Origin of the sequence: Paracoccus sp. 08, assembly GCF_024105395.1 — a bacterium.
Classification (GTDB): domain Bacteria; phylum Pseudomonadota; class Alphaproteobacteria; order Rhodobacterales; family Rhodobacteraceae; genus Paracoccus; species Paracoccus marcusii.
In genome coordinates this window covers 63,019-80,710 of record NZ_WEKR01000076.1, presented here as the reverse complement: position 1 = coordinate 80,710, position 17,692 = coordinate 63,019, and the positions used below count along the sequence as shown (strand labels likewise).

The 17,692-nt window shown below is 69.3% G+C and carries 21 protein-coding genes, 1 tRNA gene and 1 other RNA gene; 16 read left to right on the top strand and 7 right to left on the bottom strand.

What is annotated here, in order from left to right:
* The first annotated feature begins 106 nt into the window (after window positions 1–106).
* From GBO37_RS20925 to GBO37_RS20905, 5 genes are all read left to right on the top strand, one after another.
* The gene (locus GBO37_RS20925; RefSeq protein WP_252930673.1) at window positions 107–481 is read left to right on the top strand and encodes an AtpZ/AtpI family protein; all 375 of its coding nucleotides are present in this window, start codon (window positions 107–109) and stop codon (window positions 479–481) included.
* 2 nt (window positions 482–483) lie between these two features.
* Complete coding sequence (locus GBO37_RS20920; protein WP_045999389.1) at window positions 484–1,233, top strand: F0F1 ATP synthase subunit A; 750 nt, start codon at window positions 484–486, stop codon at window positions 1,231–1,233.
* An 88-nt stretch (window positions 1,234–1,321) separates the two neighbouring features.
* Window positions 1,322–1,558 (top strand): F0F1 ATP synthase subunit C, encoded by a 237-nt coding sequence (locus tag GBO37_RS20915; RefSeq protein ID WP_022707390.1) that lies wholly within the window; start codon window positions 1,322–1,324, stop codon window positions 1,556–1,558.
* 75 nt (window positions 1,559–1,633) lie between these two features.
* On the top strand, window positions 1,634–2,269 hold the full coding sequence (locus tag GBO37_RS20910) for a F0F1 ATP synthase subunit B' (RefSeq protein ID WP_084693672.1): 636 nt from the start codon (window positions 1,634–1,636) through the stop codon (window positions 2,267–2,269).
* Window positions 2,266–2,829: a F0F1 ATP synthase subunit B gene (locus GBO37_RS20905; protein WP_252930672.1), complete on the top strand. Its 564-nt coding sequence runs from the start codon at window positions 2,266–2,268 to the stop codon at window positions 2,827–2,829. Before GBO37_RS20910 ends, GBO37_RS20905 begins: the two co-directional genes overlap by 4 nt.
* Before the next feature lie 61 nt (window positions 2,830–2,890).
* Here the strand turns inward: GBO37_RS20905 and GBO37_RS20900 are convergent, their stop codons facing one another.
* Both GBO37_RS20900 and GBO37_RS20895 read right to left on the bottom strand, forming a co-directional pair.
* A complete protein-coding gene (locus GBO37_RS20900) occupies window positions 2,891–3,673 on the bottom strand; it encodes a FadR/GntR family transcriptional regulator (RefSeq protein WP_252930671.1) in 783 nt (260 codons plus the stop codon).
* A gap of 99 nt (window positions 3,674–3,772) precedes the next feature.
* Complete coding sequence (locus GBO37_RS20895; RefSeq protein WP_045999386.1) at window positions 3,773–4,444, bottom strand: OmpA family protein; 672 nt, start codon at window positions 4,442–4,444, stop codon at window positions 3,773–3,775.
* A gap of 245 nt (window positions 4,445–4,689) precedes the next feature.
* Here GBO37_RS20895 and nth point away from each other — a divergent pair, with 245 nt between their 5' ends.
* The 5 genes from nth to GBO37_RS20870 all read left to right on the top strand — a co-directional run bounded on the left by nth (window position 4,690) and on the right by GBO37_RS20870 (window position 9,508).
* The gene (gene nth, locus GBO37_RS20890) at window positions 4,690–5,352 is read left to right on the top strand and encodes an endonuclease III (RefSeq protein ID WP_139597470.1); all 663 of its coding nucleotides are present in this window, start codon (window positions 4,690–4,692) and stop codon (window positions 5,350–5,352) included.
* Window positions 5,349–6,377, top strand: coding sequence for an adenosine kinase (locus GBO37_RS20885; protein ID WP_252930670.1), 1,029 nt, complete (start codon window positions 5,349–5,351; stop codon window positions 6,375–6,377). Before nth ends, GBO37_RS20885 begins: the two co-directional genes overlap by 4 nt.
* 149 nt (window positions 6,378–6,526) lie before the next feature.
* Window positions 6,527–7,789 (top strand): beta-ketoacyl-ACP synthase II, encoded by a 1,263-nt coding sequence (gene fabF / locus GBO37_RS20880; protein WP_045999383.1) that lies wholly within the window; start codon window positions 6,527–6,529, stop codon window positions 7,787–7,789.
* Entirely contained in the window at window positions 7,789–8,970 is a 1,182-nt protein-coding gene (mltG, locus tag GBO37_RS20875) for an endolytic transglycosylase MltG (RefSeq protein WP_176695014.1), read from the top strand. The genes fabF and mltG overlap by 1 nt, the downstream gene beginning before the upstream one ends.
* Window positions 8,971–9,058: 88 nt before the next feature.
* A complete protein-coding gene (locus GBO37_RS20870; RefSeq protein WP_127898308.1) occupies window positions 9,059–9,508 on the top strand; it encodes a hypothetical protein in 450 nt (149 codons plus the stop codon).
* Window position 9,509: 1 nt separating this feature from the next.
* On the opposite strand, the gene rnpB is transcribed toward GBO37_RS20870, so the two are convergent.
* The 5 genes from rnpB to gatC form a co-directional block, all read right to left on the bottom strand.
* An RNA gene (gene rnpB, locus GBO37_RS20865) (RNase P RNA component class A) lies at window positions 9,510–9,884 on the bottom strand.
* Between the two features lie 33 nt (window positions 9,885–9,917).
* Window positions 9,918–10,562 carry an N-acetylmuramoyl-L-alanine amidase gene (locus GBO37_RS20860; protein WP_252930669.1) on the bottom strand — a complete coding sequence of 215 codons (645 nt, stop codon included), beginning with the start codon at window positions 10,560–10,562 and terminating at the stop codon, window positions 9,918–9,920.
* 7 nt (window positions 10,563–10,569) lie between these two features.
* Window positions 10,570–10,836 (bottom strand): hypothetical protein, encoded by a 267-nt coding sequence (locus GBO37_RS20855; RefSeq protein WP_127898309.1) that lies wholly within the window; start codon window positions 10,834–10,836, stop codon window positions 10,570–10,572.
* Between the two features lie 29 nt (window positions 10,837–10,865).
* Window positions 10,866–12,350, bottom strand: coding sequence for an Asp-tRNA(Asn)/Glu-tRNA(Gln) amidotransferase subunit GatA (gene gatA / locus GBO37_RS20850; protein ID WP_252930668.1), 1,485 nt, complete (start codon window positions 12,348–12,350; stop codon window positions 10,866–10,868).
* The gene (gene gatC / locus GBO37_RS20845; RefSeq protein WP_042244485.1) at window positions 12,347–12,634 is read right to left on the bottom strand and encodes an Asp-tRNA(Asn)/Glu-tRNA(Gln) amidotransferase subunit GatC; all 288 of its coding nucleotides are present in this window, start codon (window positions 12,632–12,634) and stop codon (window positions 12,347–12,349) included. Before gatC ends, gatA begins: the two co-directional genes overlap by 4 nt.
* Before the next feature lie 74 nt (window positions 12,635–12,708).
* On the opposite strand from gatC, the gene GBO37_RS20840 reads away from it, so the two are divergent.
* The 6 genes from GBO37_RS20840 (at window position 12,709) to GBO37_RS20815 (ending at window position 17,630) form a co-directional block, all read left to right on the top strand.
* Complete coding sequence (locus GBO37_RS20840; RefSeq protein ID WP_252930667.1) at window positions 12,709–13,638, top strand: AEC family transporter; 930 nt, start codon at window positions 12,709–12,711, stop codon at window positions 13,636–13,638.
* A 113-nt stretch (window positions 13,639–13,751) separates the two neighbouring features.
* Window positions 13,752–13,826 (top strand) — tRNA-Glu (locus GBO37_RS20835).
* Window positions 13,827–14,060: 234 nt separating this feature from the next.
* Complete coding sequence (gene rpmG, locus GBO37_RS20830) at window positions 14,061–14,228, top strand: 50S ribosomal protein L33 (protein WP_042244479.1); 168 nt, start codon at window positions 14,061–14,063, stop codon at window positions 14,226–14,228.
* Between the two features lie 107 nt (window positions 14,229–14,335).
* Window positions 14,336–14,794 (top strand): (2Fe-2S)-binding protein, encoded by a 459-nt coding sequence (locus tag GBO37_RS20825; RefSeq protein WP_252930666.1) that lies wholly within the window; start codon window positions 14,336–14,338, stop codon window positions 14,792–14,794.
* A complete protein-coding gene (locus GBO37_RS20820) occupies window positions 14,722–17,019 on the top strand; it encodes a xanthine dehydrogenase family protein molybdopterin-binding subunit (RefSeq protein ID WP_371927663.1) in 2,298 nt (765 codons plus the stop codon). The genes GBO37_RS20825 and GBO37_RS20820 overlap by 73 nt, the downstream gene beginning before the upstream one ends.
* Window positions 17,016–17,630 carry a hypothetical protein gene (locus tag GBO37_RS20815; protein ID WP_252930665.1) on the top strand — a complete coding sequence of 205 codons (615 nt, stop codon included), beginning with the start codon at window positions 17,016–17,018 and terminating at the stop codon, window positions 17,628–17,630. The genes GBO37_RS20820 and GBO37_RS20815 overlap by 4 nt, the downstream gene beginning before the upstream one ends.
* Window positions 17,631–17,692: the final 62 nt, after the last annotated feature.

Sequence of the window (17,692 nt, the reverse complement as noted above, 5' to 3'; positions counted from 1 at the left end):
CCGAAGAAAGGCAATGTGGATCAATGCGTTGCAGGCAGGTCTCAGTTGCTTGACTTGGGGGGCGTCTGCCCCTAGACAGCGCCCAACGACGTCAGGGGCGTGACAGATGGCCGAAATACCCCAGGGCGATGCGGACAGGGCGGCGGATGCCGACCGGCTGCGCGCACTGGAGGCCAAGCTGGCCGCCCTGACGCCAAAACCCGAAGGCCCCGGCCCGATGGGAAAGTACGAACAGGCAAACCTTGCCTGGCGGATGGTGATCGAACTGGTGACCGGCCTGGGGCTGGGGTTCGTGTTCGGTTACGGGCTGGACTATCTGATGGGCACGACGCCCTTCCTGATGGTCCTGTTCATCTTCCTCGGCCTTGCGGCTGGCGTCAAATCCATGATGCGCACCGCGTCCGAGCTTGACAGGAAATCCGGCCCCGCGCCGGAAGGCGAAAAATCCGGCGAACGGCCGGACCGTGACGAAAGGGACTGATCGTGGCGACGGAAGCGACTGGCGGCGGCCTTGAATTCCACCCGATGGACCAGTTCGTGGTCTCGCCGCTGTTCGGTGACGGGCCCGTGGCGTGGTACACGCCCACCAACGTGACGCTGTGGCTGGCGCTGACGGCGCTGGCATCCATCGCGCTGCTGGTGCTGGGCACCCGCGGCCGCGCCATCGTGCCGAATCGCGCCCAGTCCATCGCCGAGATGGCGTACGGCCTGGTCCACAAGATGATCGAGGACATCGCCGGCAAGGATGGCCTGCGGTATTTCCCCTACATCCTGACGCTGTTCATGTTCGTGGTCTTCGCGAACCTGCTGGGCCTGCTTCCGCTGGCCTTCACCACGACCTCGCACATCGCCGTCACCGGCGTTCTGGCGCTGGCGGTGTTCTTCGGCGTCACCATCATCGGCTTCGTCAAGAACGGCGCGCATTTTCTGGACCTGTTTTGGGTGCGCTCGGCGCCGCTGGCCGTTCGCCCGGTCCTGGCCGTGATCGAGGTCATCAGCTACTTCGTGCGTCCACTGTCGCTGTCCATTCGTCTTGCGGGCAACATGATCGCCGGCCACGCCGTCATCAAGGTTTTCGCGGGCTTCGCGGCCATCGCCGCCGTCGCCCCTGTCGCCATCATCGCGGTCATCGGGATGTACGCCTTCGAGGTGCTGGTCGCCATCGTCCAGGCCTACGTGTTCACCATCCTGACCTGCGTTTACCTCAAGGACGCGCTGCACCCGTCGCACTGACGCGACGGTCCTCGCAGCCCCTGCGCGGTCCCGCATCGGGTCCGCATCCACCAAGATCGACCAACTTCCAACCGCAAGGAGAAATACCATGGAAGGCAATATCGCAGAACTGGGCCAGTACATCGGCGTCGGCCTGACCGCGTTCGGCATGGGCTTTGCCGCCCTGGGCGTCGGCAACGTCGCCGGCAACTTCCTGGCCGGTGCCCTGCGCAACCCGTCGGCCGCTGCCGGCCAGACCGCCACGCTGTTCATCGGCATGGCATTCGCCGAAGCACTGGGGATCTTCTCGTTCCTCGTCGCGCTTCTGCTGATGTTCGCGGTCTGATCCACGGCCATCCTTGCGGCGGGGTGGGGGCCTGTCCCCCGCCCCTTCGTTCGTTCCAAGGCCATGGGGTAGGATATGTTCAGCCTGTTGCAAGAGGCCGCCACCACCGCGGTCGAAACCACTGAGGGCGCGATCGTCATCGACGATGCCGCGACCCACGGCGCCGATGCCGCGACCCACGGGGTCGATGCAGCCGGACACGCCGCCGAAGCCGCGGGCCTGCCGCAGCTGGATATCGCCACGTTCGGCAACCAGATCTTCTGGCTGGTCGTCACGCTGGTGGTCCTTTATCTGGTCCTGTCGCGCGTGGCCCTGCCGCGGATCGCGGCCGTTCTGTCCGACCGTCAGGGTGCCGTCACCGGCGATCTGATGGCCGCCGAAGAATTCAAGCTGAAGGCCCGCGAGGCCGAGGCTGCCTATGACAAGGCGCTGGCCGATGCCCGCACCGAGGCTCAGGCCATCGTCGCCCGCAACCGTGCCGAGATCCAGGCGCAGTTGGACCAAGCGATCGCCAAGGCCGATGCCGAAATCGCCGCCCGCACCGCCGAATCCGAGGCGCGCATCCGCGAGGTCCGCGCATCCGCCGATGTCAGCGCGCGCGAGGTGGCACAAGATGTCACCGCCGAGCTGGTCCGCACCTTCGGCGGCCAGGCCGACGACGCCACCGTGGGCGCAGCCCTGGACGGGCGCATGAAAGGGGCCGTGCAATGAACCGCATGATCGCAACGCTGATCTTGTTCAGCGCCGGACCCGCCATGGCCGCATCGGGCGACTACGGTTTCTTCTCGCTGCGCAACACCGACTTCATCGTCCTGCTGTCCTTCCTGGGCTTCATCGGGGTGCTGGTCTACTTCAAGGTCCCCGGCCTGATCGGCGGCCTGCTGGACAAGCGCGCCGAGGGCATCCGCAACGACCTGGACGAGGCCCGTCGCCTGCGCGAGGAAGCGCAGGAGATCTATGCCAGCTACGAGCGTCGCTCGCGCGAGGTCAAGACGCAGGCCGACCAGATCGTCGCCAACGCCAAGCGCGAGGCGGAGGCCCAGGCCGCCACGGCCCGTGAGGATCTGTCCCGGTCGATCGACCGTCGCCTGCAGGCTGCCCAGGACAAGATCGCCAGCGCCGAGAACGACGCCGTGCGTGCGGTCCGCGACCGTGCGGTCGCCGCGTCCATCGCCGCCGCCGCCGAGATCCTGGCAGGCCAGGTGCGCGCCGGACAGCGTTCGGCCGGCATCGACGATGCCATCGAGGACGTGGCGCGTCGCCTGAACTGAGATCGCCCGGCCCGACATCCGGCCAAGACTGATCGAAAGGGCCCCTTCGGGGGCCCTTTTGCTATGGCGCGCGGCGGTTCTGCAGGCGCAGCCGTGCGACGGCCGCGTGATCGTCGGCGCGCCGCTGCGCGGTCAGGGTGCGCGCGACCAGGTCCAGATGATCCTCCAGCACGGCACGGGCGCGGGGTCCGTCGCGGGCCTGCAGCGCATCGTTGATCGCGATATGCTGGTCCAGCAGGCGGTCGCGCAGTTCCGGGCTGGCAAAGATGCGTGGGCGGTTGAACAGCATGCCCTGGCGCAGCAGGTCCTGCATCGCGCGCATCAGGTGCAGCGCGATCAGGTTGTGGCTGGATTCCACGATGGCCATATGGAAATCGGCGTCCAGCGCGGCCTCGATCTGCGGATCGGGGCTGGCATGGGCATGGCGCATGGCCTGGACGATGCGGTCCAGCACGGTCAGGTCGGTCTCTCCGGCGGCCATGGCGGCGCGTTCGGCGGCCAGACCCTCCAGATCCTTGCGGAAAGTCAGATAGTCGTCGGCCGCCTGCGGATGGCGCGCGATCAGGCGGACCAGGGCAGGGGAGAACGCGCTGCCCAGCACGTCGGCCACGAAGACGCCCGCGCCCGGCCGGGTGACCAGCAGCCCGTCGGCCTGCATCGCGGCCAGCGCCTCGCGCAGGGAGGGGCGGCTGACGCCCATGCGTTCGGCCAGTTCGCGTTCGCCCGGCAGGCGTTCCCCGGGGCGCAGCACGCCCTGCAGGATCAGGGCCTCGATCTGGGCCACGACGGCGTCGGACAGGCGGGCGGCGTCGATGGGCTGGAAGGGGCTGTCGGCGTCGGACATGGCGGTATCCCGGGGTTCTGGAAGGTCATCCTAGAACCGGACCCCGCCAATGCAAAGAGGCCGGGCAATGGCCCGGCCTCTGGTCGCGATGCGGCAGGATTACTGCGTCGGACGGATCAGGATCTCGACGCGACGGTTCTGTGCGCGGCCCGCGGCGGTGTCGTTCGATGCGATCGGCTGGTTGTAGCTGGCGCCAAGCGCCGACAGGCGACCCGATGCCACGCCGGCGGCGGCCAGGATGCCCGCGACCGATTGCGCGCGGCGCTGCGACAGGTCCTGGTTCAGGGCGGCGCTGCCGGTGTTGTCGGTGTGGCCCACGACCTCCACCCGGCTGTTCGGGTACTGGTTCAGGTTGCGCGCGACGGCATAGAGGTCGGTCTGCGCCGGGCCGGAGACGGCGGCCGATCCGGTGGCGAACAGGATGCCTTCCGGCAGGATGACCTGCAGGTAGCTGCCGCGGTTGATGATCTGCACGTTGGGGTTGCTGATCGACTGTTCCAGCGCCGCTGCCTGGCGGTCCAGGATGTTGCCGGCCACGGCACCTGCGGCGGCACCGATGATCGCGGCGCGTGCGGCGTCGCGGCCTTGGTTGTTGCTGTCGCTGTCACGCGTGCCGCCATAAAGCGCGCCCACGGCGGCGCCGGCCAGCGCGCCCTGCTGGGTGCGGCTGAGGCCGGTGGCGCCGGTGCCGGTATCGGTCATCGCGGGCGCGCAGGCGCCCAGCAGGGTCAGGCCACAAACGGCCAGGATCGAAGTCTTGCGGAGGTTCATCGGGCTCCCTTTCCTTGGGTCGCGGGCGGGCCTTGGTGCCGCACCCGGTGCGTTCGTGGCTGCCCCGGCGGTTCGGTGGAACCGATTCCGGGATCTGCCGTCAACGCGTGGCAAGCTGTCGCAGTTCCGCGCCAAAGGAAAGTCACTGTTTCGTGGAGGCCATTGGAAACGCGGCAGAAACCCTCCCGTGGCCCGTCGGGACGGGGCGCGCTTGCAAACGGGCGCGGCGGCGGTCACAAGCAGGCATGGCCATCCAGCGTCGCATTCCGCCCCCGTTGCCCTTTGCTGATCAGGTCGCGATCTTTTCGCGCCTGGCCGAGGCGAACCCGGCCCCCGAGACCGAACTGCTGTTCGTGAACCCCTTCACCCTGGTCGTGGCGGTCGCGCTGTCGGCGCAGGCGACGGATGTGGGCGTGAACCGCGCGACGCGGGGCCTGTTCGCGGTGGCCGACACGCCCGAGAAGATGCTGGAACTGGGCCTGGAAGGCGTGACCGAGCATATCAGGACCATCGGGCTTTATCGTCAGAAGGCCAAGAACGTCATCGCCCTGTCGCGCATCCTGGTCGACGATTACGCCGGACAGGTGCCCGACAGCCGCGCCGCCCTGACCAGCCTGCCGGGTGTCGGGCGCAAGACGGCCAATGTCGTGCTGTCCTGTGCCTTCGGCCATCCGGCGCAGGCGGTCGACACGCATATCTTTCGGGTGGGCAACCGCACCCGCATTGCCCCGGGTCGCGACGTCGACGAGGTCGAGCGCGCGATCGAGGACAACGTCCCCGCCCGGTTCCAGACGCACGCGCATCACTGGCTGATCCTGCACGGGCGCTATGTCTGCCAGGCGCGCAAACCCCGCTGCGGCATCTGCCCGATCCGCGACCTGTGCCCCTATGAGGAGAAGACCGCATGACCACCCCGGACCGGACTGGGCCCTATATCATCGGCATCGGCAATGCCGTGATGGACATCATCGCGCCAACCGAGGAAGCGCGGCTGGAGGCCCTGGGCATCACCAAGGGCATCATGCAGCTGGTCGACCGAGAGCGGTCGGAATACCTGATGGCCGCCCAGGCCGACGACCATTCGGCCCGCCGCGACCAGGCGCGCATGGTCGCGGGCGGCAGCGTGGCGAACACGCTGGCGGGCATTGGGGGCTTGGGCCTGCGCACGGCCTTCATCGGCAGTGTCGCCGATGACGAGATCGGGCGGCTTTATGCCCGCCAGACCGAGGCCGCGGGCACGCGCTTTGTGAACGCGCCGGTGGCGGGGGCGGGTCTTCCCAGTTCGCGCACGATCATCTTCGTCACGCCCGACGGAGAGCGGTCTATGAACACCTATCTGGGCATCTCGGCCGAGCTGGGGCCGGAGGATGTCGCGCCCGAGGTGTTCGACGGCGCGGGCTGGCTGTTCCTGGAGGGCTATCTGTTCGACAAGGACAAGGGGAAGGCCGCGTTCCTGAAGGCCGCCGACTGCTGTCACGCGGCGGGGGGACAGGCGGGCATCGCGCTGTCGGACCCGTTCTGCGTGGATCGTCACCGCGACGATTTCCGCCGCCTGGTCGCGGGTCAGATGGATTACGTGATCGGCAATGTCCACGAATGGCAGTCGCTGTACCAGGTCGAGGACCTGGAAGAGGCGCTGCGCCTGGCGCAGGCGGATTGCGGCACGGTGATCTGCACGCGGTCGGGCGACGACGCGATCCTGATCCGGAGTGGCGAGCGCGTGACGGTGCCGGTCCGGCGCGTCGTGCCGGTGGACGCGACGGGGGCGGGCGATCAGTTCGCGGCGGGGCTGATCTATGGCCTTGCCTCGGGGCATCCGCTGGAGGTCGCGGGACGCATGGGCATCATCGCAGCCTCCGAGGTGATCGGCCATGTGGGCGCGCGCCCGCAATCCGACATCCGGGCCCGGTTCCGGGCCGAGGGCCTGGGCTGATCTGCGTCCCGCGACGTGCCGGGGGGCCAGCCCCCCGGACCCCCCGGCGGCGCTCCGCCATGGCCCGCCCATCGCAATTTCGTGGCGTTGCGCGGCAGGGGGGGCGCGTGTATCAGGGCTGAAATTGCGAGCAGCTGAAGGAATTGCCGATGCGCAGGGTTGTTGTCACCGGGCTTGGGATGGTCACGCCGCTGGCGTCCGGCGTCGAGGCGACGTGGGAACGTCTGCTGGCCGGGAAATCCGGCGCGGGGCCGATCACGCGCTTTGACGCGTCCGACGTGGTGACGAAATACGCCTGCGAGATCCCCCTGGGCGACGGCAGCGACGGCACCTTCAACGCGAACGACTGGATGGAGCCCAAGGATCGCCGCAAGGTGGACGACTTCATCCTGTACGGCATCGCCGCCGCGCATCAGGCGGTGACCGACGCGGGCTGGATGCCCGAGGACGAGGAAAGCCGCCTGCGCACGGGCGTGATGATCGGCTCGGGGATCGGCGGGCTGTCGTCCATCGCGGACACGGCGGTGCTGATCAAGGAGCGCGGGCCCAAGCGGGTGTCGCCCTTCTTCATTCCCGGCGCGCTGATCAACCTGATCTCGGGGCAGGTGTCGATCCGCTATGGCTTCAAGGGGCCGAACCACGCGGTGGTCACGGCCTGTTCGACCGGCGCCCATGCCATCGGCGATGCGTCGCGGATGATCCGCTATGGCGATGCCGACGTGATGATCGCGGGTGGCGCGGAAAGCCCGATCAGCGAGATCGGCATCGCGGGCTTCAACGCCTGCAAGGCGCTGTCGACCAAGCGCGAGGACGACCCGCAGGCGGCCAGCCGCCCCTATGATGCGGATCGCGACGGGTTCGTGATGGGCGAGGGCGCGGGCGTCGTCGTGCTGGAGGAATACGAGCACGCCAAGGCACGGGGCGCCAAGATCTATGCCGAGGTGCTGGGCTATGGCATGTCGGGCGATGCCTACCACATCACCGCGCCCTCCGAGGACGGCGATGGCGGATACCGCGCGATGGAGGCGGCGCTGCGCAGCGCGAACCTGACGCCGGACCGCATCGATTACATCAACGCGCATGGCACCTCGACCATGGCCGACACGATCGAACTGGGCGCGGTCGAACGCCTGATGGGCGATGCCGCGTCGGGTGCGGTCATGTCGTCCACGAAATCCAGCATCGGTCACCTGCTGGGCGCGGCCGGCGCGGTCGAGGCGATCTTCTGCGTGCTGGCGATCCGCGACCAGATCTGCCCGCCGACGATCAACCTGGACAACCCCGCCGTGACACCGAAGCTGGATCTGGCGGCCAATGCCGCGGTGCGCCGCAAGGTTGACGTGGCGCTGTCCAACAGCTTCGGCTTTGGCGGGACCAATGCCAGCCTGGTGCTGGGGAAGGTCGCCGGATGATCTGGCGCAACATCGCCTCGAACTTCCTGACGCTGGCCATCGTGCTGCTGATCGCGGCGGCGGCGGCGGTGGCCTGGGCCAAGCGCGAATTCAGCGGGCCGGGCCCGAGCGCCATCGCGCAATGCGTTCAGATCTCTCCGGGCGCCAGCCTGAACGCGGTCAGCAACCAGCTGGCGGCGCAGGGGGCGATCTCGAACGCCTACATCTTTCGCGCCGGGGCCGACTACATGGACAAGGCGCGCGACCTGAAGTTCGGCAGCTTCCTGATGCCGCCGCAGGCCAGCATGGAGCAGATCGTCGAGACTGTGACCGCGGGCGGCCCCTCGACCTGCGGGACCGAGGTCGTGGTGCGCGTCGGCGTGCGCGAGAACACCGTCCTGCTGCGCGACACCAACCCCGAAACCGGCGCCTATGAGGAAATGGCGCGCTGGACCCCCGGCAGCGGCGACCGTCCGGCGCCCTTGGTCCAGGCCCAGGACCGCGCCGACGTGCGCCTGTCGCTGGTCATGGCCGAGGGCGTCACCAGCTGGCAGGTGGTCGAGGCGCTGCGCGCCGCCGATTTCCTGACCGGAGAAGTGGCCGAGATCCCGGCCGAGGGAAGCCTGGCGCCCGACACCTACCTGCTGGAGAAGGGCGGCGACCGGAACGCGATCCTGGCCCAAATGGCCAGCCGCCAGGCCGCCATCCTGGCGCAGGAATGGGAGGCGCGTCCCTTCGGCATGCCCTATGAGACGCCCGAGGAGGCGCTGATCATGGCCTCGATCGTCGAGAAGGAGACGGGGCAGGCGGACGAACGCCCGCAGGTCGCCAGCGTTTTCGTGAACCGCCTGCGCCAGGGGATGCGCCTGCAGACCGACCCCACGGTGATCTATGGCGTGACGAACGGGCAGGCGGTGCTGGACCGCGGCCTGCGCCGGTCGGAGCTGGACACGCCCACGCCCTTCAACACCTACCGGATCGACGGGCTGCCGCCCACGCCCATCGCAAATCCGGGCCGGGCTGCGATCCGCGCGGCGCTGAACCCCGACGAGACAGACTATCTGTACTTTGTCGCGGACGGCACCGGCGGGCACGCCTTCAGCCGCACGCTGGAGGAGCACAACGCCGCCGTCGCCCGCTGGCGCGAGATCGAACGGCAGCAGGGCCTGCCCGCGGACAGCCCGGTCCAGACCGCGGATTGATCGCGCAGGTTTGACAAACACGGCCCCCGGACGCAGGCTTGCATCCGGGGGCCTTTCTCATGGCCCCATAGCCTTGGGAGGAGCCGTGATGATACTGCCCGACATGCTGAAGACGCTGACCGACAATGCCCGCCAGTTCCAGGAACGCCTGACCGAATGGCAGGCCGCGATGGCCAAGGGCCAGGAGGAGGCGATGGAGCAGGCCCGCCAGTGGCAGGCCCAGGCCATGCAGCAGCAGCAGGAGGTCAACGCCCGCGTCATGGCCCAGATGGAAGGCGCCAGCGAGGCCATGCAGAGCCAGTGGCAGCAGATGCAGAAGGCCTGGGAGGACCAGTTCGCCACCATGCAGAAGCAGGGCGAGGAGATGCGCGCCAAGGCCATGTCCGCCGCGGGCGGCACCGGCGGCAGCGCATTCGCCGATTGGGCCGAGACCTATGCCGCGCAGATGGTCGCCTTCACCCAGAAGATGCAGGGCGAATCCGCCAAGGCGATCGCCACCGCGACCGAGGCGCGGGGCAAGGGCGGCAAGAAGGCCTGAGTTGCGCGGAGGGCCTGTAAGCCGGATTTTGTCCACCGCTTGCGCGGCTGGATGACCATTCCTCTGGTCCGTCCGTTACCGGACGGATCTAGCTGCCTACCCGGATCTGCTGGGGCAAGGCGGCCCTGCGGATTGCTCCGCGCGCGATCCCTATTCGGCATTGCTCCTGGTGGGGCTTGCCATGCGGGCGCTGTTGCCAGCCCCCCGGTGGGCTCTTACCCCACCGTTTCACCCTTACCCATCCGGGGATGGGCGGTCTGTTCTCTGTGGCGCTATCCCTGGGGTTGCCCCCGCCGGGCGTTACCCGGCACCATCGCCTCATGGAGTCCGGACTTTCCTCGACAGGTCGCCCTGCCGCGGTCATCCAGCCCTCCGCGCGCCGCCCGTATGGGACGCGGCGCGGGGGGCGTCAAGGGGCCGCCGCCCCAAGAAGCCGCGCGACGGTGCGGCGGTCGTCAGCCGTCTCAGGGCCCGCGGCCCAGGGACGGTGGCGCAGGCGGAACGCGTCCAGGCGCGCCGGCACGTCGGGATAGCCCATGGCGGACAGGCCCTCCGCCAGAGCGGGGTCAGGGTCGGTTGGCGCGGGGCGGGCGAATGTCGCCAGACCCTCGGCCGCCAGGGCCTCCCAGTCAAAGCGGGGGCCGGGGTCGATCTTGCGGCCCGGCGCCAGGTCGGAATGGCCGATCACGGCGGCGGGCCCGATGGACCAGCGGTCCATGATGTCGCGCAGCAGGCGGCGCAGCGCGGCCATCTGCGGCGCGGGATAGGGGCGGTCGCCGGGATTGGCCAACTCGATCCCGATGGACCGGCTGTTGACGTCGTCCAGCCCCTGCCACCGTCCAGCCCCCGCATGCCACGCCCGGCGGGTTTCGCAGACCAGCTGCTCCGTTGTGCCGTCCGCATCGATCAGCCAATGGGCGCTGACCTCGGCCGCGGCATCGCACAGCCGCGCGCGTGCCGACGGGCCGTCCGCCATGCCGGTATAGTGGATCACGATCAGCGACGGCACCTGCCCGCGGCGGTCGCCGTGATTCGGACTGGGAAAGGCGGTCACGGTCGCCCTATGGCGCGGGTCGGCGGATGCGCAGGCCCATCGTGGGCGGGATCGGCACGGGGTCCGAGCCCGCGATCTGCGCCCCGGTGGGCGCCTGGACCGGCAGGGCGATGGGGATCGTCGCGGCCGGGGTGGTGCCGGTGACTAGCGCCGCCTCGCGCGCGGTGCGGTACTGGCCGTACCGGTCGGCCTCGAACTGATAGTTCGGGTTCCAGCCCCGATGTTCCCCGCATCCGGCCAGCGCCAGCACCCCGATCATCCACCAGCCGCGCATGACGCCTCCATCGGTCCGTTTCGCGGACGTTACCACCAGCGATCCGGCTTGGCCACAAATCCCGCAGCGCGTTCCAGCACCTGCGCCTGGTTCAAGAGATCGCCCTCCTCGAAGGGGCGGCCGATCAGTTGCAGGCCCAGGGGCAGGCCCTGCGCGTCCTGTCCCACCGGCACCGCGATGCCGGGCAGGCCCGCCAGGTTCAGCGTCACCGTGAAGATGTCGTTCAGGTACATCTGCACCGGATCGCCCTTGTCGCCCGAGCCAAGCGGGAAGGCCGCCGAGGGCGTCGCGGGCGCCRGGATCGAATCGACGCCGGCCGAAAAGGCCTGGTCGAAATCGCGCTTGATCAACGCGCGCACGCGGCGGGCGCGGTTGTAATAGGCGTCATAGAAGCCCGCCGACAGCACATAGGTGCCGATCATCACCCGGCGCTGGACCTCGGGGCCGAAGCCTTGGGCCCGGGTCTTCTCGTACATCTCGGTGATGCCGTCGCCCTTGCCCAGGGTGGCGCGGTGGCCATACCGCACGCCGTCATAGCGAGCCAGGTTCGACGAGGCCTCGGCCGGGGCGATCACGTAATAGGCGGGCAGGGCGTATTTCGTGTGCGGCAGGCTGATGTCGACGATCTCGGCGCCCGCATCGCGCAGCATCTCGGCCCCCTGACGCCACAGGGCGTCGATGGCGTCGGGCATGCCATCCACGCGGTATTCACGCGGGATGCCGATGCGCCTGCCACGGATGTCGCCGGTCAGCGCGGCCTCGAAATCGGGGACGGGCAGGTCGGCGCAGGTGCTGTCCTGGGGATCGGCGGATGCCATCGCGCCCAGCATGATCGCGGCGTCCCGCACCGTGCGCGTCATCGGCCCCGCCTGGTCCAGGCTGGAGGCGTAGGCGATGACGCCCCACCGGCTGACCCGGCCATAGGTCGGCTTCAGCCCCACCGTGCCGGTGAAGGCCGCGGGCTGGCGGATCGATCCGCCCGTATCGGTGCCGGTCGCGCCCAGGCACAGATCGGCCGCGACGGCCGCGGCCGACCCGCCGGAACTGCCGCCCGGGGTCAGCTGCGCGCCGTCAGGCCCGCGCCACGGGTTCACCGCCGGACCATAGCAGCTGGATTCGTTGGTCGAACCCATCGCGAATTCGTCCTGGTTCAGCTTGCCCAGCATCACCGCGCCCGCGTTCCACAGGTTCTGCGTCACGGTCGATTCGTATTCGGGGGTGAAGCCCTGCAGGATGCGGCTGCCGGCCTGCGACGGCACGCCCTTGACGCAGAAGACGTCCTTGACGCCCACCGGGATGCCGGTCATCGGCGCGGCGTCGCCCGCCTTGATGCGCTGATCGGCAGCGCGGGCCATGTCGCGCGCCATGTCGGGGGTGTGATGCACGAAGGCGTTCAGCGCGCCCGCGGCGTCGATGGCGCCCAGGCAGGCATCGGTCAGCTCGACCGAGGTCAGATCGCCTGCGCGCAGCGCGTCGCGCGCGTCGGCAATGGTCAGTCGGTTCGCGTTCGTCATTCCACCACCTTCGGCACGGCAAAGAACCCCTCGCGGGCGTCGGGGGCGTTGGACAGGATCTTGTCGGCCATGCCGCCCGAGGTCACGACATCCTCGCGCCGCTTCAGGCGCATGGGGGTGACGCCGGTCATGGGTTCCACGCCCTCGACATCGACCTCGTTCAGCTGGTCCATGAAATGCAGGATGCCGGACAGATCGCGCGCCAGGGCGGGCAGGGCGGCATCATCGACCGCGATGCGCGCCAGATGGGCGACCTTGCGGGCCTGATCCTCGGTGATCGACATGACGTTTCCTTTCGTTGGCCGCGGGTCTACAACCCCGCGCGAAAGGCCGCAAGACGCACGGCCGAAAGGTCCTCATGCAAGCAGCCCTGGCCGTCATCCCCGTCATAGCCCTTGTCCTGCTGGGCCATCTGGCGCGGCGGGGCGGGCTGATCCCCGCCGCCAGCTGGCCGGGAATCGAGCAGTTGGGATACCGCGTGCTGTTCCCCGCGATCCTGCTGACGTCGATCTATCGGTCAGAGCTGTCCCTGGGGCGGCTTGGCCCCTATCTGGGCGCGATGGCGCTGGCCTTTGCGGCGACCGGGGCGCTGGCGCTGATCTGGGCCGCGCGCCGGGATCAGACCGGGCCGCGCAGCAGCTCGCTGTTCCAGGGCGCGTTGCGGTTCAATTCGCTGCTGATCCTGGCGGTCGCGGCCCAGGGCCTGGGCGGGCAGGCGCTTGGCGACCTGGCAGTGGCCTTTGCGTTCCTGATCCCGGCGTTCAACATCTCGGCCATCGTGGCGCTGACGCTGCTGTCGGACGGGCCGCGCCCCGCGGGGGCCACGGCCCGCATCGGCGCCGAGATCGGCCGCAACCCGATGGTGCTGTCCTGCGCGGCGGGGCTGGCGCTGAACCTGTCGGGCGTCGCGCTGCCCGCGGTCGTGCTGTCGCCGCTGGACTGGCTGGGGCAGGGGGCGCTGGCCGTAGGCCTTCTGGCGGTGGGGGCAGGGATCGATCCCGCGCGCCTGTGGCAGCGCGACCCGGCGCTGTGGCTGGGGGTGTGGTTGCGGCTGGCGCTGTGCCCGGTGATCTTTTTGGCCGCCGCGCTGGTCATCGGCCTGCCTGCGGGGCAGGTCGCGTCGGGCGTGCTGGCCACGGCCGCACCGGGGGCGCCCGTCGGCTATATTCTGGCGCGCCAGATGGGCGGGGACGCCGATTTCTATGCCGCGATCTTCACCTGGCAGACTGTCCTTGCGGCACTGACCTTGCCCTTGTGGCTTATTTTCGCAGGATTTCTTGGGGCCTGAGGGCCGCGTGCGATTTTTTTCGGGCAGGTCCGTTTTTTTGGCTTGCAGCCTCTCGCGGCTTTGCCTAAACACCGCCTCACGCCGCTAGGGAAGACTGGCAGCGGACAGAAAGTGGCCCGTTCGTCTATCGGTTAGGACGTCAGGTTTTCAACCTGAAAAGAGGGGTTCGACTCCCCTACGGGCTGCCACTTCTTTCCCCACATCGACGGACTGACCAACGCCTCGGCTTCCTGCCAGGGGCGTTTCGCATGGTGCAGGGCGTTTATCGTCGGCGCGCCGTTTTCTGCGACCAAGACCCATGTTTTCGTGCCGATCCGCGGCTTTGGCGGTTGACTCCGCCACCTGCGGGGCTAAAAGGCGGCTTCGATAAGAATTCCACGGGGTTTGCGGCGCGCGATTGCCCCGAAGCAGGAGCAACAACCATGGCGAAGCCGACCACCATCAAGATCCGGCTGAACTCGACCGCCGGCACCGGCCACTTCTATGTGACCAAGAAGAATGCCCGCACGATGACCGAAAAGATGTCCGTCCGGAAATACGACCCGGTCGTGCGTCAGCACGTCGAATACAAGGAAGGCAAGATCAAGTAAGATCTGTCTGTCCGACTGCGCAGGGGCCGCCATCCGCAAGGATTGGCGGCCTTTTGCCATGGATGCGCCCGCTTGCGCGACGCGGCGGGCTGCGGCAGATTGCGTCCATGCGACTGATCGTCAACGGAAACACCCATGACCTGGACGCCGACCCGCAGATGCCGCTGCTGTGGGCGCTGCGCGATCTGCTGGACCTGACCGGCACGAAATACGGCTGCGGCATCGCGCAATGCGGGGCCTGCACGGTGCACATGGACGGCATGGCGGTGCGCGCCTGCCAGATCCGCCTGGCCGACGTGGCCGGAGAGGTCACCACGATCGAGGGGCTGGGCACGCCCGACGACCCGCACCCGGTCCAGGCCGCCTGGATCGAACAGCAGGTCGCCCAATGCGGCTATTGCCAGTCCGGCCAGATCATGCAGGCCGCGTCCCTGCTGGCGCTGAATGCAGACCCGTCAGACGCGGACATCGACCACGCGATGTCGGGCAACCTGTGCCGCTGCGCGACCTATCCCCGCATCCGCGCGGCGATCCGGTCGGCAGCGATCCGCATCGGGTCTGCCTGATGTCGCGTGCGGGGCGCATCGCGCGGCGGGGTTTCCTGATCGGGTCGGTCGCCGTGGCCGGGGGCGTGGCCTTTGGCGCCTGGCGCTATGCGCGCCCGCTGCCGGATCCCTTTGCGGGGACGGATGCAGGCGCGCTGAACCCCTATGTCTTGATCGACGTGGATGGCGTCACGCTGGTCGCGCCGCGCGCCGACAAGGGGCAGGGCGCCCGCTGGCTGCAGGCCGCCCTGATCGCCGAGGAATTGGACATCGNCCCCGCCACTGCCCGCATCGTGCCAGGCCCAGTCAGCGCCACGTACTATAACCGCGCGTTGATCGCGGATTTCATGCCCTTTGCGCCGACAGATACCGGTTGGCTGGCCGAAACCGCGCGGGGCGCCGCCGACATTCCCGCGCGCCTGCTGGGCTGGCAGATGACCGGCGGGTCCAGCTCGACCACCGACGGCTTCGACAAGCTGCGCCAGGCGGGCGCCGTCGCGCGCGAGACGCTGAAGCAGGCCGCCGCCTTGCGCCACGGGCTGGACCGCGCCGATCTGGACACCGCGGAGGGCGCGGTGATCCTGCCCGACGGCACGCGCATCCCCTATCCCGACCTGGCCCGCGACGCCGCCGCGATGCCCCCCGTGACCCAGGTCGTGCTGCGCGACCGGTCGCAGTGGCGCTGGCTGGGCAAGCCGATGTCGCGCGCCGACGTGGTCGCGAAATCGACCGGCACGCAGGTCTATGGGATCGATCTGGTCCTGCCCGACATGCTGCACGCGACGGTGCGGATGGCGCCCTGGGGCGGGACGGTCGCACGGCTGGACCCCGTCGCGGCCGAAGGCCTGCCCGGCGTCCTGCGGGTGCTGCCGATCACCGGGGGCGTCGCGGTTCTGGCGCGCGACACCTGGTCCGCGATGCGCGCCGCGCAGGCGCTGTACGTCGAATTTGCGGCCCCCGATACGGCGGGCGATCAGCAGGCGATCTGGGCCGCGCTGCAGGCCGCCCATGACGCGGGCGACATCGACAGCCGCAAGCGAGACGATGGCGACGTGGATGCGGCCATCGGCCCCGGTGATTCCACCGCCGAATACCGCGTGCCCTTCCTGGCCCATGCGCCGTTGGAGCCGATGAACGCCACCGTGCTGGTGACGGACGATGCCTGCACCATCTGGGCCGGCACGCAGGTCCCCGATTTCGCGGTCGCCCGCGCCGCCGCCCTGACCGGTCTGCCCAAGACCGCGATCCGGCTGGAGAACCAGATGATCGGCGGCAGCTTCGGCCGCCGGCTGGAGATCGACTTCATCGCCCAGGCTGTCCAGATCGCGATGGCCGTCCCCGGTCGTCCGGTCAAGCTGACCTGGTCGCGCGAGGAGGATTTCGCCCATGACCAGCCCCGCCCCGCGCAGATCGCCCGCGTCCGGGGCCGCGTGACCGGCGATGGCGTGCAGGCGCTGGACCTGGCGGTGGCCAGCCCATCGGTCATCGCCTCCTGGTTCGGGCGCGTGGCCAGCGCGCCGCCCGGACCTGACCTCAGCATCACCACCGGCGCATGGGACCAGCCCTTCGCGGTCCCGCATTTCCGCGTGACGGGCCTGCGCGCGCCCGAATCGGTGCCGGTCAGCAGCTGGCGGTCGGTGGGCGCATCGTCGAACGGCTTCTTCCTGGGCACCGCCCTGGACGAGATGTTCGCGCAGGCCGGCATCGACCCGCTGGAGGGGTTGCTGCGTCTGTGCGACCACGCCCCGTCGCGCGCGGTGCTGGAGGGGGTCCGCGACCTGTCGGGCTGGACCGGCCGCGACGCGGGACAGGGGCGCGGGCGAGGGGTGGCGTTCTGCCTGTCCTTCGGCGTGCCCTGCGCCCAGGTGGTCGAGGTTCAGGACACACCGCAGGGCATCCGCCTGACCCAGGCCTTTGCCGTGGCCGATGTGGGCATCATGCTGGACCCGGTGAACGCCGATGCGCAGCTGTCGGGCGGCATGCTGTTCGGGCTGGGCCATGCGATGAACTGCGAACTGACCTATCGCGACCACCGCCCCGATCAGACCAATTTCCATGCCTACGAGGGGTTGCGCATGCACCAGGCCCCCGCCGTTCAGGTCCGCCTGCTGGAGAACGGCCCCCTGCGGGGTCTGGGCGAACCCGGCGTTCCGCCCGCCGCCGCGGCCTTGGGCAATGCGATCTTCGCCGCGACGGGCCTGCGCCTGCGCGACCTGCCCTTTGCCCGGGGGGTGCGGTTCGCATGATGCGTCTGCTGGCCCTGCTGCTGATGACCGGCCCGGCCTGGGCCGAGGGTGTCATGCCCTCGATCGTCGCTCCGCCTGCGGCGGGATCGGTCAGCACCGCCGACGGTCTGGCGGCATGGGACCGCGTGCGGCAGGTCGTGTCGCATCCGCGCTGCGCCAACTGCCATGTCGGGCCCGATCACCTGCCCATGTGGTCCGGCCCCGAATATCCCGAACCCCGCCCGCACGGCATGCATGTCAGCGGCGGCGACAGCCGCATGGGGGTCGAGACGCTGCCCTGCGCCACCTGCCACGTCACCGCTTCGACGCTGGAATCGGATCCGCATCAGGCACCGAACGCGATGATCCCCTGGCAGCTGCCCCCGGTCGAGATGGCATGGTTCGGCCTGGACGGTCCCGCCCTGTGCCGCCAGCTGCGCGACCCGCAGCGGAACGGCGGGCGCGACTGGGTCGCACTGGCCGAACACCTGCGCGACGATGCCAGCCACGGCGGCTTTGTCGCCTGGGGTTTCGCGCCCGGCGGTGGCCGCGAACCCGCGCCCTTCGGCCTGCAGGCGCATATCGACGACGTGCTGAAATGGGGGGCAGCCGGACAACCCTGTCCGGAATGACCATCCTGGTCGCTTTTTCGGCATCCAAATCGGGCCGACTGCGTTAGGCTGCCAGCACCGAT

Excerpts from the sequence above, each read along its gene's own strand:
- GBO37_RS20925 (WP_252930673.1), top strand. The coding sequence starts at position 107 with ATGGCCGAAATACCCCAGGGCGATGCGGACAGGGCGGCGGATGCCGAC.
- GBO37_RS20915 (WP_022707390.1), top strand. The coding sequence starts at position 1,322 with ATGGAAGGCAATATCGCAGAACTGGGCCAGTACATCGGCGTCGGCCTG.
- GBO37_RS20910 (WP_084693672.1), top strand. The coding sequence starts at position 1,634 with ATGTTCAGCCTGTTGCAAGAGGCCGCCACCACCGCGGTCGAAACCACT.
- GBO37_RS20905 (WP_252930672.1), top strand. The coding sequence starts at position 2,266 with ATGAACCGCATGATCGCAACGCTGATCTTGTTCAGCGCCGGACCCGCC.
- GBO37_RS20900 (WP_252930671.1), bottom strand. The coding sequence starts at position 3,673 with ATGTCCGACGCCGACAGCCCCTTCCAGCCCATCGACGCCGCCCGCCTG.
- GBO37_RS20895 (WP_045999386.1), bottom strand. The coding sequence starts at position 4,444 with ATGAACCTCCGCAAGACTTCGATCCTGGCCGTTTGTGGCCTGACCCTG.
- nth (WP_139597470.1), top strand. The coding sequence starts at position 4,690 with ATGGCCATCCAGCGTCGCATTCCGCCCCCGTTGCCCTTTGCTGATCAG.
- GBO37_RS20885 (WP_252930670.1), top strand. The coding sequence starts at position 5,349 with ATGACCACCCCGGACCGGACTGGGCCCTATATCATCGGCATCGGCAAT.
- fabF (WP_045999383.1), top strand. The coding sequence starts at position 6,527 with ATGCGCAGGGTTGTTGTCACCGGGCTTGGGATGGTCACGCCGCTGGCG.
- GBO37_RS20870 (WP_127898308.1), top strand. The coding sequence starts at position 9,059 with ATGATACTGCCCGACATGCTGAAGACGCTGACCGACAATGCCCGCCAG.
- GBO37_RS20855 (WP_127898309.1), bottom strand. The coding sequence starts at position 10,836 with ATGCGCGGCTGGTGGATGATCGGGGTGCTGGCGCTGGCCGGATGCGGG.
- gatC (WP_042244485.1), bottom strand. The coding sequence starts at position 12,634 with ATGTCGATCACCGAGGATCAGGCCCGCAAGGTCGCCCATCTGGCGCGC.
- GBO37_RS20840 (WP_252930667.1), top strand. The coding sequence starts at position 12,709 with ATGCAAGCAGCCCTGGCCGTCATCCCCGTCATAGCCCTTGTCCTGCTG.
- rpmG (WP_042244479.1), top strand. The coding sequence starts at position 14,061 with ATGGCGAAGCCGACCACCATCAAGATCCGGCTGAACTCGACCGCCGGC.
- GBO37_RS20825 (WP_252930666.1), top strand. The coding sequence starts at position 14,336 with ATGCGACTGATCGTCAACGGAAACACCCATGACCTGGACGCCGACCCG.
- GBO37_RS20815 (WP_252930665.1), top strand. The coding sequence starts at position 17,016 with ATGATGCGTCTGCTGGCCCTGCTGCTGATGACCGGCCCGGCCTGGGCC.